General features: G+C 71.5%; 10 protein-coding genes. 4 read left to right on the top strand and 6 right to left on the bottom strand.

Annotated elements, in window-relative coordinates; genetic code table 11:
- Positions 1-102: 102 nt before the first annotated feature.
- Positions 103-468, bottom strand: coding sequence for a PilZ domain-containing protein (locus IPL40_05375; protein MBK8480588.1), 366 nt, complete (start codon positions 466-468; stop codon positions 103-105).
- A 281-nt stretch (positions 469-749) separates the two neighbouring features.
- Entirely contained in the window at positions 750-3,185 is a 2,436-nt protein-coding gene (locus IPL40_05380; GenBank protein ID MBK8480589.1) for a beta-propeller domain-containing protein, read from the bottom strand.
- A 345-nt stretch (positions 3,186-3,530) separates the two neighbouring features.
- On the opposite strand from IPL40_05380, the gene IPL40_05385 reads away from it, so the two are divergent.
- From IPL40_05385 to IPL40_05400, 4 genes are all read left to right on the top strand, one after another.
- Entirely contained in the window at positions 3,531-4,106 is a 576-nt protein-coding gene (locus tag IPL40_05385; protein ID MBK8480590.1) for a hypothetical protein, read from the top strand.
- 132 nt (positions 4,107-4,238) lie between these two features.
- On the top strand, positions 4,239-5,216 hold the full coding sequence (locus IPL40_05390; GenBank protein ID MBK8480591.1) for a right-handed parallel beta-helix repeat-containing protein: 978 nt from the start codon (positions 4,239-4,241) through the stop codon (positions 5,214-5,216).
- Complete coding sequence (locus IPL40_05395) at positions 5,213-6,793, top strand: right-handed parallel beta-helix repeat-containing protein (protein ID MBK8480592.1); 1,581 nt, start codon at positions 5,213-5,215, stop codon at positions 6,791-6,793. The genes IPL40_05390 and IPL40_05395 overlap by 4 nt, the downstream gene beginning before the upstream one ends.
- A gap of 1,465 nt (positions 6,794-8,258) precedes the next feature.
- A complete protein-coding gene (locus IPL40_05400) occupies positions 8,259-9,470 on the top strand; it encodes a trypsin-like serine protease (protein ID MBK8480593.1) in 1,212 nt (403 codons plus the stop codon).
- On the opposite strand, the gene IPL40_05405 is transcribed toward IPL40_05400, so the two are convergent.
- The 4 genes from IPL40_05405 to IPL40_05420 form a co-directional block, all read right to left on the bottom strand.
- Positions 9,467-11,026: a hypothetical protein gene (locus IPL40_05405; protein ID MBK8480594.1), complete on the bottom strand. Its 1,560-nt coding sequence runs from the start codon at positions 11,024-11,026 to the stop codon at positions 9,467-9,469. The two genes, IPL40_05400 and IPL40_05405, sit on opposite strands and share 4 nt — an antisense overlap.
- A gap of 78 nt (positions 11,027-11,104) precedes the next feature.
- Positions 11,105-11,650 (bottom strand): hypothetical protein, encoded by a 546-nt coding sequence (locus IPL40_05410; GenBank protein MBK8480595.1) that lies wholly within the window; start codon positions 11,648-11,650, stop codon positions 11,105-11,107.
- Positions 11,647-12,198 carry a hypothetical protein gene (locus IPL40_05415; GenBank protein ID MBK8480596.1) on the bottom strand — a complete coding sequence of 184 codons (552 nt, stop codon included), beginning with the start codon at positions 12,196-12,198 and terminating at the stop codon, positions 11,647-11,649. The genes IPL40_05410 and IPL40_05415 overlap by 4 nt, the downstream gene beginning before the upstream one ends.
- Before the next feature lie 332 nt (positions 12,199-12,530).
- On the bottom strand, positions 12,531-14,510 hold the full coding sequence (locus IPL40_05420; GenBank protein ID MBK8480597.1) for a chloride channel protein: 1,980 nt from the start codon (positions 14,508-14,510) through the stop codon (positions 12,531-12,533).
- Between the last annotated feature and the right edge of the window lie 16 nt (positions 14,511-14,526).

Below are 14,526 nucleotides of genomic sequence, written 5' to 3' on the forward strand. Positions count from 1 at the left end.
AAGGGGAGCGCAAGGAGTGGACTAGCCCTCTAGCGCAGGCGACCCGGGCTGTCCACCACGGCTGGCGGCGAGCGGGCGCCAGCGTGAGGGCGCGGCGCGCGCTCAGGTCGCGACCGGCGCGGCGACCTCGCGCACCAGATCGTCGAGGAACTCGCGCCGCACGGGATCGAGATTGACGAAGCGCACGGCGAACTCGCCCGCGGCGCCGCCGACGTGGCGCACGACCTCGCCATAGACGGACATCACGCGCGTCTCGTTCTCGATCACCAGCCGCAGCCGCACCCTGTGGCCGACCGGGGGCGGCGGGTCCTTGCTGCGCAAGAGCAGCCCACCGAGGCTGAGGTTGACCGCCACATAAAAGCCGAGCCCCCCCTGGAGCTCGTCCTCGACCCAGGCGCCGTAGGTCAGCCGCGGGTGCCGCCGGCGTTCGATCGCGTCCAGCATCCTGTCGGCCGTCCTGTCGGGCATGTTGGCGACCACTTTCGTGGAAACGTTCTTGCTACGCCTCGGGCGCCCATCGCGCCGTCCTCGCGCAGCACTCTGAACCGGCCCAGCGCCCTGATTCGGCGCAACGCCGACGCCGTGCAGGCCGTCCGCATATCATAGGAGATGGCAGAGCCACGGTCTAGCAGCCTGTAGCCGGCGTCGAGCTCCACCGAGGGCAGAAAAGAGACGGGCCGGGTGCGCATGCTGCTGCACCCGGCCCAGGAAGCCACCGCCACGACGAGCGGCTCAGCTCACTCCGCTGGTTAATCCGCCACGATTCCACGTGCCAGCGGGTAGCCATCGATCGGAGGCACGCTGAGCGGCAACACGGCCGTCGCCAGCGGCGTCGCCAGCGCGCCGAGCGTGGCCACGCGCACCCCCGCGTCGGTGATCGCGTAGACGAACTCGTTCGCGTCATCGCTGGCCATCACGCTGCGGCGCACCTCCGGGCTGTACCACCACTGCCAGTCGTAGCGGCCCTGCCTGGCGTAGACGTCGCTCATCGACACGGCGCCCCGCGGGGTGAAGCCCTTGTCCTTGTCGACCTGATAGACGCGCAGCTCGCTGACGAAGCCGGGCCAGTAGGATTCGGCATCCGCCGGACCGACCCACGAGCGATAGTCCGTGTAGGGCACGGCGAGCAGGCCCTTCTCCGGGAAGAAGTTGAAGGCCTTGTGGTCCCATTGCGCCGCCGAGTTGGCGTTGGGCGAGCCGACGAGCTGCAGGAAGGTCTGCTGCGGATGGGCCGGATCGCTGACATCGAAGATCGCGAGCTGCACGCGCCGCTCGCCCTGACCCGACTCCGGCAAATAGGTGCCGATCGTCAGCAGGTGGTCGTCGCCGAGCGGATGGATGTAGCTCGAGAAGCCGGGCACCTTCAGCTCACCAACCACGCGCGGCCGGGTCGGCTGCGAGAGGTCGAGCGCGAAGAGCGGATCGACCTGGCGGAAGGTCACGACGAAGCCGCGCTTGCCGAAGAAGCGCGCGCTCTGAATTGTTTCGCCCTTGGCCAGGTCCTCGGTCACGCCGACCACCTTCAGCAGCCCAGCGTCGACCCCGAGCACACTGACGCGGTTGGTCGTCACCGTGCGCCAGGGCTGGTCGGGATCTTGCTGGTTCTCGTTGACGGTGGTCGCCACGCGCAGGAAGCCCTCATGCTCGTCCATCGAGAACTGATTGAGGACGTAGCCGTCGACACCGCCCGAGGCGACGTAGCGCGCGCTATTCCCGTCGCGGATGTCGAACTTGTGGAAGTAGGTGTGGTTCCTCTGCCCGACCTTGGCGGTCCACCACCAATGCTGGCTCGCCAGGTAGAGCGACTCGGCGGAGGCGTAAATCTGATCGACCTCACCGACCACAGAGGTCCGGCTGATCGCGTCGGGTCGATCGAGATTGAGGGTGATCACGCTGGCGAGACCCAGCCGCACCGAGACATCGGCGGCGGAGAAGTCCCTGCAATCGTAGGCGAGGTCCACCACCGCGCCGTCGGCCAAGCGTGCCTTGCCGGTGGGCAGCCACCCGGCCAGCGTCTGCGCACGAATCAGCTTCGCGTTGCGCACCTTGAGCGCCGCACGCGCGACCTTTAGCCGCTGCTCGTACTCCGCCTGGGTCGCCTGCTGCAGCTCTTCCTGCTGCTTGCTGCAGGCTTCGTAGCTCATGCCATCGGTGGGCGCAGCGCCCGCGTCGCCCGGCGTGGGCGCGACGCCAGCGTCATGCGCCGGGGCGCTTCCAGGGTCCTTGCTCGCGACGAACGTTCCCTCGGGGGTCGCACCACCGCTCGAAGCCACGCGGTCGCCTGTCGTCGCGCCCGTGGGGTCGGCCCCGCAGCCCACCTGGGGGTAGGCGGGGTAGTCGACGTTCGGGTAGAACTCGACGCCGTCGGGCCAACGCACGTCGTCGCGCAACACGACGCGCACCGAGGCGCCCACGCTGCGGGCGTAGGCGTAGTTGCCGGGTAAGTAGATCTCGCGCACGAGGCGCAGCTTGCTGAGATCGGAGACGTCGACGATGGAGAGCTTCGTCGCGGTCGGCACGAAGCCGCAGCGGAAGGCCGCGCCACCGACTGCATCCTCGAAGCAGGGCATCCTCAGGCCGACGCTCGGCGCGACGAGGGCATCGCTGGCACCCTGGCGGGTTTCGTTGGCCTGGTCGACCGTCGAGAAGACGACGATCAGGTTTTTGTCGCCGTGCAGGGCCATCTCGGTCGGGCGGCCTTCGATCTCGAGCTCGCCCTGGCGCGCCAGATCCTGCGGCGGCCAGCTCTTCAGCGCGTGCAACTTGCCGCCGCTGAGCATGAAGATGCGCTTGCCGTCGTTCTTCACGAAGTCGGGCTCGTCCACGCCTGCGACCTGATTGTTGGTCGCCGTGCTCGACGTCGGATCGGCGGCCTTGGAGCCCGAGTTGTTGCCAGATTCGGCGGCGGCCGGTGCACCCATCGCCACCGTCGTGTCGAAGGCGACGCCGCGCATGGCGTAGGAGCCGCTGCCGTCGACCGTCAGCTCCATCTGCTTGACCGCGGCATCTTCGATGTGCTGCTCGAGCTGCTCGCAGCTACCGAAAGCGCGCAGCGCGAAGGAGGCCTGCACGGGCGGCGGATTGTCGACGTCGTCGACGATGGGGCGGTCGGCATCGGAGCAGCCGACGGCCAGCGCCAGCAGCAGGCCCGCGCCGAAGGGAGAGGGGAGTTTAATCCGCGACATGACAGAGCCTCCTCGAGGGTTGAGCGGGGCGTTGCGAAGCCTCATGGCCTCATCTCGCTCGGCTGTTGTTGCACAAGACGTGCCTTCCCGCGACGTCCCCCAAGCGACTGTAATTCCGAGGCTGCCTCGCTCGCGCCCCTCAGAAATCTGACACTTCGCCGCCGCGGCCTCGGAAATCCGTGTCAGGCGCGAGCCCGTCGACGCATCGACCGGCATCCGTCGACCGGCATCCCTCGACCGGCATCCCTCGACCGGTGCGCTTCCCCGCATCGTGGCATCTGCGCTAGGGTAGCCGGGCCGCGGGCTAGCGCGGCAACCAGCGCCCACAAAAGGACACGCCTCGTGATGATGACCCGCTCGCGCATCGCCGCGCTTCTCACCCTCTGCGTCGCCGCGGGCTGCACCCGCGACAACCCACGGGTCTGCGAGACCAACAGCGACTGCGTGGCGAAGACCGAGGCCGGGCAGGTCCCGAGCGGTGACCTGCTCTGCCATCCGCTCGACCACATTTGTTACGCCGGCTGCGACACCGACGCGAACTGCCAAGGCCCCCACTTCCGCCCCGGCCAGCGCTGCGACGTGGCGACGCGCCAATGCCTGCCGGGGCCCGGCGATGGGGGGCTCGGCGATGGGGCGGAGGGTAGCGATGCGCGGGGGACGCAGGCGGCGGGGACGACCTGCGGCGGCGCCGGGGTCTGCGCCAGCGGCTTGCGTCGATGGGCGCTGCTGTCAGAGCGCCTGCGACGGCCTCTGCGAGCGCTGCGACCTCGCCGGCGCCCTCGGCACCTGCACCGCCGTCCCCGACGGTCAAAACCCCGGCGACGAGTGCTCCCCTGGCGGGGCCGCCTGCGCCGGCAGCTGCGACGGCGCGCGCCACTGCCGCTTCGACACCACCAGGCTCTGCGATGGCCGCTGCCGTAACGCCGTCGTCGGCGGCGACACCGTCGCCGAGACCTTCCGCTGCGGCGCCGACGGCCGCTGCAACACCACCACCGTCGCCACCACCAAGCTCTGTCAGTTTTCGCGCTGCACCGGCAGCGGCCTGCAGGCCGATTGCCCGTCCGCTGCGACAGCGCCCTCGACTGCCTCAGCACCAGCCTCTGCGACCGCGCCGACGCCCACGCCAACGCCAAGGGCGTCTGCGTCGACCCCGCCATGGTCTTGCGCCTCGCCACCCCCTCCACCGACCCCAACCTCGACGCCGCCATCGGCCAGCTCTCCGACCCAAAGCCCTACCTCGGCCTCCAGCCCGGCACCTACACCCTCGGCGCCACCCTCAGCGGCAAGCGCGCCGTCCTCATCGGCCTCGGCGCTACCCCGTCCGCCGTCACCCTACAACCGAGTCCGCATACGGCCCTCAGCGTCGGCCCCAGCGCCACGCTCCAGCTCCAAAACCTCGCCATCGTCCGGCCCGTCGGCTCCACCGCCGTCGGCGACGCCATCACCTGCACCGCCAACGCCACCCACCTCAGCGCCGTCACCCTCCTCGAGACCATCCTCTCCGGCCACGCCGGCCAGGGTATCGAGGCCAGCTACTGCGACGTCACCGTCCGCCGCAGCACCCTCCACGGCAATGACGGCGGCGGCCTCAAGCTCACCGACGGCCGCTTCATCGTCTCCGACACGCTCCTCTACGGCAACGGCAAGGTCGGCCCCACCGGCTCCACCGTCGGCGCCGTGGCCTTCGCCAACACCACCACGGCCACCTTCCTCAACAACACCGTCGTCGGTAACGCAGCCGCCGATGGCCGCAGCGCTGGCGTGCTCTGCAACAGCGCAACCACCCAGCTCGTCAACACCATCGTCGCCGGCAACTCCCTCAACGTCGCTCTCTGCACCGTCGCCGACTCCAGCCTCGTCGCTCCCGACACCGCCAGCGCCTGCACCCTGACGGCCTTCAAGCCGACGACCAGCCCCTGCCTCAACGACCAGGGTGATAACGCCGCCGTCGCCCAGAGCCGCCTCGACCACGACAACGCCCCTCGTATCAAGGGCGCCAAGGTCGACCTCGGCGCCTTCGAGCTCCAATGACCGCCCCCGCCCCCCGCGCCCTCGGCTGCGCCGCCCTCGCCCTTGCCCTTGCCGCCTGCTGGGCCGAGGACCCGACCTTCTGTAACGCCAAAGAGCCCTGCCCCCAGGGCCAGCGCTGCGACCTCCCCACCCGCACCTGCCTACCGGGGCCCGGCGATGGGGGGCTCGGCGATGGGGCGGAGGGTAGCGATGCGCGGGGGACGCAGGCGGCGGGGACGACCTGCGGCGGCGCCGGGGTCTGCGCCAGCGGCTTCTGCGTCGATGGGCGCTGCTGTCAGAGCGCCTGCGACGGCCTCTGCGAGCGCTGCGACCTCGCCGGCGCCCTCGGCACCTGCACCGCCGTCCCCGACGGTCAAAACCCCGGCGACGAGTGCTCCCCTGGCGGGGCCGCCTGCGCCGGCAGCTGCGACGGCGCGCGCCACTGCCGCTTCGACACCACCAGGCTCTGCGATGGCCGCTGCCGTAACGCCGTCGTCGGCGGCGACACCGTCGCCGAGACCTTCCGCTGCGGCGCCGACGGCCGCTGCAACACCACCACCGTCGCCACCACCAAGCTCTGTCAGTTTTCGCGCTGCACCGGCAGCGGCCTGCAGGCCGATTGCCCCGTCCGCTGCGACAGCGCCCTCGACTGCCTCAGCACCAGCCTCTGCGACCGCGCCGACGCCCACGCCAACGCCAAGGGCGTCTGCGTCGACCCCGCCATGGTCTTGCGCCTCGCCACCCCCTCCACCGACCCCAACCTCGACGCCGCCATCGGCCAGCTCTCCGACTCAAAGCCCTACCTCGGCCTCCAGCCCGGCACCTACACCCTCGGCGCCACCCTCAGCGGCAAGCGCGCCGTCCTCATCGGCCTCGGCGCTACCCCGTCCGCCGTCACCCTACAACCGAGTCCGCATACGGCCCTCAGCGTCGGCCCCAGCGCCACGCTCCAGCTCCAAAACCTCGCCATCGTCCGGCCCGTCGGCTCCACCGCCGTCGGCGACGCCATCACCTGCACCGCCAACGCCACCCACCTCAGCGCCGTCACCCTCCTCGAGACCATCCTCTCCGGCCACGCCGGCCAGGGTATCGAGGCCAGCTACTGCGACGTCACCGTCCGCCGCAGCACCCTCCACGGCAATGACGGCGGCGGCCTCAAGCTCACCGACGGCCGCTTCATCGTCTCCGACACGCTCCTCTACGGCAACGGCAAGGTCGGCCCCACCGGCTCGCCGGCCGGGGGCGCCAGCCTCAGCAGCACCACCCCCGCCACCTTCCTCAACAACACCGTCGTCGGTAACGCAGCCGCCGATGGCCTCGCCGCTGGCGTGCTCTGCAACAGCGCAACCACCCAGCTCGTCAACACCATCGTCGCCGGCAACTCCCTCAACGTCGCTCTCTGCACCGTCGCCGACTCCAGCCTCGTCGCCGAAAGCCTCGCCAGCGCCTGCACCCTGACGGCCTTCAAGCCGACGACCAGCCCCTGCCTCAACGACCAGGGTGATAACGCCGCCGTCGCCCAGAGCCGCCTCGACCACGACAACGCCCCTCGTATCAAGGGCGCCAAGGTCGACCTCGGCGCCTTCGAGCTCCAATGACCGCCCCCGCCCCCCGCGCCCTCGGCTGCGCCGCCCTCGCCCTTGCCCTTGCCGCCTGCTGGGCCGAGGACGGGGTGGATTGGACGGGCGGCGCGTGAGGAGGGTGATCGCCAGGGGCTGATGGCGCGGAGCGGCGTCGAGCCGAAGGCCAACGACAGGCGGCGATCACAACAGAGCGGCCGTGGGGGCCGCGAGCTGGGCGCCCGGGAATCGTGGAGCGCAGCGCCGGAGCGCCAGCCATCGGCTCGCCAGGACCCACCACGAGGTCGCGCAAAGCACCTCGTCTACTCGGCAATCCAGGCGCGAGCACCGCGAAAGTCACGGGCTGCTCGCTGCCCCTTCGAGGCCGCGACCCCGCGACCCGCTCCCGCGCGCCTCCTCGCTCCGCCGACCTCACGCCGAAGGCCAACGACAGGCGGCGACCACAACAGAGCGGCCGTGGGGGCCGCGAGCTGGGCGCCCGGGAATCGTGGAGCGCAGCGCCGGAGCGCCAGCCATCGGCTCGCCAGGACCCACCACGAGGTCGCGCAAAGCACCTCGTCTACTCGGCAATCCAGGCGCGAGCACCGCGAAAGTCACGGGCTGCTCGCTGCCCCCTTCGAGGCCGCGACCCCGCGACCCGCTCCCGCGCGCCTCCCTCGCTCCGCCGACCTCACGCCGAAGGCCAACGACAGGCGGCGACCACAACAGAGCGGCCGTGGGGGCCGCGAGCTGGGCGCCCGGGAATCGTGGAGGGCAGCGCCGGAGCGCCAGCCATCGGCTCGCCAGGACCCACCACGAGGTCGCGCAAAGCACCTCGTTTACTCGGCAATCCAGGCGCGAGCACCGCGAAAGTCACGGGCTGCTCACTGCCCCCTTCGAGGCCGCGACCCCGCGACCCGCTCCCGCGCGCCTCCCTCGCTCCGCCGACCTCACGCCGAGGGCCAACGACAGGCGGCGATCACAACAGAGCGGCCGTGGGGGCCGCGAGCTGGGCGCCCGGGAATCGTGGAGCGCAGCGCCGGAGCGCCAGCCATCGGCTCGCCAGGACCCACCACGAGGTCGCGCAAAGCACCTCGTCTACTCGGCAATCCAGGCGCGAGCACCGCGAAAGTCACGGGCTGCTCGCTGCCCCCTTCGAGGCCGCGACCCCGCGACCCGCTCCCGCGCGCCTCCCTCGCTCCGCCGACCTCACGGTTTCTGGCACCACAGCGCAGCAGCACCACGGAGCGGGCGGGCAGATGGAGCGAGCGAGCCCCGAACCACTGGCAACGAGGGAGGAATCGCAAGACGGACGGGGGCCGCCGAGGGCAGCGCAGGGGGCTTCTTAGACCCCTCGACTGGGGGCGGCAGACCGCGCGGCAGCCGGCAACCGCCGACTCGACCGACATTGCGACTAATAATTTCGGAAGGTTATGCGTTGTGTCAAGAACCATCGAGGCTGGCCCGTTGGTTGCTTCCACAGCCAACCACTGAGGTGCCACGCTTGCCCTGCTCCGTCCGCTCACGTCCGAAGGCCCGCCGCGCCACCCTGCTTTCTTGCGCGCTGCTCGCGCCGGCGCTCCTGGTGCCTGGCGCCCTGGGGGGCTGCGGGGCCGGCTACGAGGAGGGTGCTCAGCTTGGGCAGCTCGTGGCTGGGCTGGCCAATGGCGTGGCCGACGACGCGCATCCCGCCGTCGGCTTGATCATCGCTGGAGCCTCCGACTGCGCCCCGGGCGCGAGCGCCGGGGCCAAGCGATGCACGGGGACCTTGGTCGGCAGACACACCGTGGTCACGGCCGGCCATTGCGTCCAGGACAGCACCTTGGCCTATGCGTTTTGTCCGGTCGGTGGGGCGACCCGCGCGGTCGCCAGGGCGCTGGCGCATCCCGGCTACCTGGCGACTCAGCAGCTAGGCGTCAAAGCGACCACCGACGATATCGGCCTGCTGATCTTGCGCGACGAGGTCCTCGACATCCCCGCCGCCGTCGTCGCCAACCGCGCGCCGGTCCGCGGCGAGACCGGAACCGTCGTCGGCTGGGGCGTGATGTCGGAGCGCGGCGACAAGCCAGCCGACAGGCCTCAGAGCGGGAGCAAGGCGATCACCGCCGTCTCGGCGAAGGTCCTCGAGACCGAGCCCGCCGTCGGGTTGCCCGGCGTCTGCACGGGCGACTCGGGCGGGCCCGTGCTGGCACGTGAAGGCGACCGCGACGTCTTGCTGGGCGTGGTCTCGATCAGCGTCAGCGCCAACAACGGCCTCTGCTCCACGGGCACCGAATACTACACGCGGGCGGATGTCTACCGCGACTGGATCGCCGCCACACCCGGCGCGGACCTGCGCTCGCTGGAGGACCTAGTGAGCGCGACGACCTCGCCCGAGGAGAACACCTACCGGCTGCTCTTCGACGGCCTCGATCAGCCCACGGCCGCACCGACGACGACGACCCAGCTCGATGGGGCGCTCGGCAGCGCCGCCGCGGCGTCCCCCTCCGCTGCCTCGAGCGCCCAGCTTGGGCTAGGCGGCGAGGAGGTAGAGGGGGTCACCTGCAACGCCGCCCCCTCGGGCGCCGCCGTGGGCAGGGGTCGCGGGGCGGGCGCCCTGCCCTGGATGCTGACGCTGCTGGCCTTGGTGCTCCACGCGCGGCGACGTTCCCGGCCCCCGCGCGCCGCGTCCCGCGCGCCGGCCTGGCGGGCCCTCCTCCGCGTCCGCGGCGCCTAGGGCGTGCCCAAGGGTGTGGCGTTGGGTCCGAAGGTCAGCGTCCCATCAGGATTGAACCAACCCCGCTGGCGGTGGCTGGTCAGGGTGCCGTCGCACTCGCGATCTGCCCTCGCCTCGATCTCGACCCAGGCACGCCGACCACGACCGCCGCTGGTCAGGCGAAAGCGGTACGGGGTCGGCTCGGTCGGCGCGAAGCCGAGCGCCAGCCAGCTCGGATGGCGAAAATCCGCCGGCGACAACGCGCAAGGCTGCCGCTGGCCCGGTACCAGGCAGCAGCCCTTGGCGGGACTCCAGGGCGTCGTGACTGGCCAACGAAAGGCCTGGCCGCGGCGCACACTGCCAGTGTGCCTTCCGGTGTGCCTGCCCGTGTGCCTGCCAGCGTGAAAGGCCACCAAGGCGTCCCGCAAGCGCCGCAGCGAAGCCGCGCCCTCGTCCGCCACCGCGCGACGCTGATAGCTCAGGAACTGCGGAATCGCGACAGCCGCAGCGACGCCAGCCACCCCCAAGAGCAGGGGCGAGCCACTGACTGCCCACTCGGGCAGGCTGGCGCGGACGACGATGGCATCGCCGAGCCGCTGCGGCTGAAGCGTCAGCAGCACCTCTCGTAGCTGGCGGTAGCTGATCACGGCCGTCACGGCCTCGAAGAGGCTCGCGGACTGCCGCTTGCGCAGGTACTGCTGCTCGAGACCGGCCAGGCCCATCTTCAGGCCCATCATGAACATGCCGAGCACCCCATCGAGTCGCGATGGATCGCCCGACAGGCGCAGCACGAGCTCCCGCCCCGGACCGTAGGCGAGCGCCAAGGCCTCGACGCCGAGCGCGGCAGCCTGAGCCGCAAAGTCCTGGGCGCCAACGGAGCGCAACGCCGCCAGGAGCTGAACCCCCGGCCCGTCGAGCGCGCGCAGGCGGGGCGTCAGAGTGTCGGCGGCCCTCGCGGGTGCTCCTGGCCCGACCAGGTGGTCGACGCCGACACGCACCGCCGCGAGATGGCCCAAGAGCAGCCCAGAGGGCACGCGCGCGCTGACCCACCCTTCACCGGCCGCACGAATCGCGACCCCTCGCCGGCGTTCCACCACCTCAGCGCGCGGCCCCGCAGCCGCCGTCCCCGCGGCAGGCAACGCGGCGGCGGGAAGGCGCGCGAAGAGGGCCGCCTGCGGAACCTTGCCGGGACCCGTGGCGTACAAGACCACGTCCGTGACCTCGAAGAGATCCGCACCGAGCCGTTCGCGGAAGAGCTTCGACAGCTCGCCGCGCAGCTCAGGGGCCCTCACGCCGCTGATCAGCGTCGTCACCAGCGACTGTCGCAGAACCGCCGCTGCCAGCGCGCCGGGCGGCACGAGCTCGAGCAGCGCAGCCTCGGCGGCCCGGGCAGCAGCGGCGTCAGTCACGCGCGGGCCGCTGGCGCTGCCGGCGCGCGCGGCGCAGGCCGCACCACAGCTACCGGGCTTGGCCACCGGCTTCGGCGTGCCTGCGCAGGCGACCAGCAGCCCGGCGCCAGCGAGCATCCAGCGCGCCACGAACATCGTTCGGCCCACGACCCAAGGCTTCAGCTTCATCAGAGGTCCCTCGCCCCCTGATAACGCAGGCTGGCGATCGGGGGAAGCCGCCTAATCGCGACGCTTGGCGCCTACGGCTCAGCGAGGGTGACCAGCGCCCTTGCTGGGGGCGCCGCGGCTGCCCACCGCAGCGGCGTCGATCGCCAGGTGCAGGGCCTTGCGCCAGGCCTGATGGGCGGGGTGCGCCGCCACGTGCTGGAGCTGGAGCGCTTCAAGCTCGCAGTAGGGCAGCAGCCGCGCGCCCTGCTGGCGCAGGAAGACCACGGCGCGATAGCCCTCGGCCCGAGCGAGCCGCGCCCAGAGCGTCCGCGTGCGCCGGGGGAGGTTGCGATGTGCCAGGCGCCAATGCTGGAGCAGGCTGCGCGTGGGCAAGCAGGTGCTGCCCGCGGGGTCGAAGAAGGGCTCGGCCGCGCTCGCGCGCCACAACCACCGCGACACGCTGACGTGTAGCCTGCGCCCGCGCTCGAAGCGCACGGTGACCTGCGCCACCGCGCCGCTGCGGGCGAGGAGCTCGGCGACCGTGAGCTGCTCGCCCGCGCGAGCCGCGCTCGCCCCTAGCAGCAGCAAAGCCACCGGCACGCCGCCCAGGCGTTGCCGCCATCCCCATCCCCCCAACACGCTCATCGCTTGAGCTCCGGCGCCAGCAGCCGACGCGCCCGCAGCAGGTAGATCCGCGCGCCGTCGTAGCGCTTCCAGCATTGGTTGCGCGAATCGTAGGTCGCGCCATCGAGCAGGTCGGACCACTCGCGCGGATAGGCGCCGGCCGCGTGGGCACCCGCCGCCTGAAGCGTCCCGCGGCGTGGGTCGTGCTCCGTGATGATCTCCGCATGCGCCGTGTTGGCCCCGCGACCCGGGTAGTCGACGACCACGACATCGCCCGCCCGGAGCTGCTCGACGGCCGTGATCCGCGCGAAATACCGCCGCTGCTGCGGAAGCGCCTCGGCGTTGACGTAGTGCTGCCCGCCGCCTGGCATTCGATAGGTCGGCATCGCCCAGCCGGCCTCGGCCAGCGCATCACCGACGAACTGATTGCACTTGTTGAGTCCGCGGAGCCATTCGAGGCGCGTCTGGTCGGGGCGGCGATTATGCGAGAGGGCGGGGTGCGGGCTGGTGGGCGCCCCCGCCACCGCGTAGTCCGCGCCCAGCTGCTCGGCGCGCGCGAGGGCCGCCATGGCAATCGACCAGCGCTGAGGTCCTGGACCAGCAGAGCGCTCCGGCCGGCTCGCCGGGAGGGGCGAGGACGCAGTCAGCGTCGGAGAGGCTGAGCTCGACGGGGGCGGCCAGCGAGGCCAAGCCGTTGCAGGGGCAAGTGCGGGGGCAAGTGTAGGGGCGATACGCGACGCGCTGGATGGTTCCATTTTTAGCCCTCCCGGGGTTGCGGCGGCAACCCGCAAAGTGGGCCCTTATCGGCTCGACCAGCCTCCGGGTTGCGGCCTCACCGCGCCTCCGCGCGCGCCTCGGCAGCCCCTTGGGTCAGCAGCCCGTTGATCTATCGCTCCTATCGTTAGCGCTGCAGATCGCGCGGATCGACCATCGGCAGGCTGACCGAGCTGATCTCGCTCTGGAGCGCCAGGTCGGGGTCCTCCTCGGCACGCAGCGCCGCCTGCAAATACGACTTGGCCAGCTCGGCCTCGTCGAGAAAGCCGATCACCGTGCGCGCGCGGTCGACCACCGGGATCTCGCGCAGGCCATTGGAGACCAGCCGCTCGGTGGCCCGCCGCAGGTCATCATCTTCGTGCACGTAGACCGGCGGCTGCATGATGTCCGCGGCAACCGCCCAGGGGGCATCGTCGGGGGCACCCGAGAGCACGCGCAGCGCGTCGAGGCTGACCAGACCGACCATGCGCTGCCCCGCATCCACCACGGGGAAGACGTCCTGCCAGCTCGCCTCGCCCACGCGCTGCAGCATCTCAGCGGCCCCGGTCCGCGGCTCGAAGCTGACGAAGGGTCGCCCGCGCGTCATCAGCTCCTTGACGTGACTGCCGTGCAGCACGTCGAGCAGCAGCGCATCGCGGTAGACCGGCGACTCGTGCTGCGTCGGCGCCTGCGCCTCGTAGAGGGTCGAACGGCGTAGCGCGATGAAGGCGATGCCCTGCGCCAGCATCAGTGGCACCAGCAGGTCGTAGTTGCCAGCCAGCTCGCAGACCAGCACCAGCGCGCTGAGCGGGACGTGCGCGATGCCGCCATAGCACACCCCCATCCCGACCAGCGCGAAGGCCCCTGGATCGAGGCGTGGATCGGCAAAGAGCAGCCGTGCGGCGCGCCCCACGGCCCCGCCAAAGAGGCCCCCGATCGTCAGCGCTGGGGCGAAGTCGCCCGCGCTGCCACCCGAGCCGATCGTCAGCGCCGCGGCCAGGAGCTTGACCAGCGCCAGCGCGAAGAGCAGCTCGACCGCGCCCCAGCCGGAGGGCAACCATGAGGCGCCGCTGATCGCCACCTGCACGGCACCATAGCCGACGCCCAGCAGCCCAAGCCCCTGCCCGCCCGTGCCGAAGTGGCGGCCCACCACCACGATCAAGGGCGTGCAGAGCGCCCCCAGCGCCACACCACCGACGCCCGGGCGTACCCAGCTTGGCACCGGCAGGGCAGCGAAGAGGCGCCGCGAGCGCTTCAGCGCGGCGGCGAAGGCGGCGGCGAGCAAGGACACGCCGAGGGCGAGCACCCCATAGAGCGGTAGGTGCGCGAGCACGAGGGGGAAGCGCGGTGCGTGGGCGAAGAGCGTCGACTCGCCGAAGATCGAGATCACGACGGAGTAGCCGACCACGCTGGCGAAGATCGCCGGCACCAGCGCGTCGGACTCGAAGCCGTCGCGGTAGAGCACCTCGACCGCCAGCAGCGCGGCGCCGAGCGGCGTGCGGAAGACCGCGGCGATGCCGGCCGCGACGCCAGCCACCAACAACACCCGCCGCTCGCGCGCGGCGGCGTGGAGCAAGCGCCCGATCCACGAGCCGAGCGCGGCGCCGATGTGCATCGTCGGCCCCTCGCGTCCGCCCGCGCCGCCCGTGCCGAGCGTGCAGAGGGAGGCCAGGAGCTTGACGCCGATCACGCGGCGACGAAGCATGCCGCCCTGACGGTGGAAGGCGTCGATCATCGCATCGCCGCCACCACCGCGAGCCTCGGGCGCCAGCCGCGTCAGCAGCCCGCAGGCCAGGCCGCCGAGCGCGGGGAGCATCATCAACAGCCACGGACGAAAGGCGTGCGGCGTGCTCGGCGCGGCGGCCAGGATTTCACCGTGCGCGCGCAGCGGCGCATAGCCGGCGAGCTCCTCGAGCAGCAGCCGCTGCACCAACTCGAGCCCACCGAAGAAGGCCGCGCCGACCAGCCCCGCCGCCAACCCCACGAGCCCGGCCCGCAGCAGCGTCCGTCCGACAAAGCGCAGGTCGAGGGGGGCGGCCCCGGCGAAGATCACGGGCAGCAGCCGACGCCGCCCAGCGTCCCACCAGCCACGCGCCCGCGCGTAGAGTTTCCCGAGCTCCTGACTCATCGCGGGCTGACCCTAC

This window comes from Pseudomonadota bacterium (assembly GCA_016711215.1).
GTDB lineage: Bacteria > Myxococcota_A > Polyangia.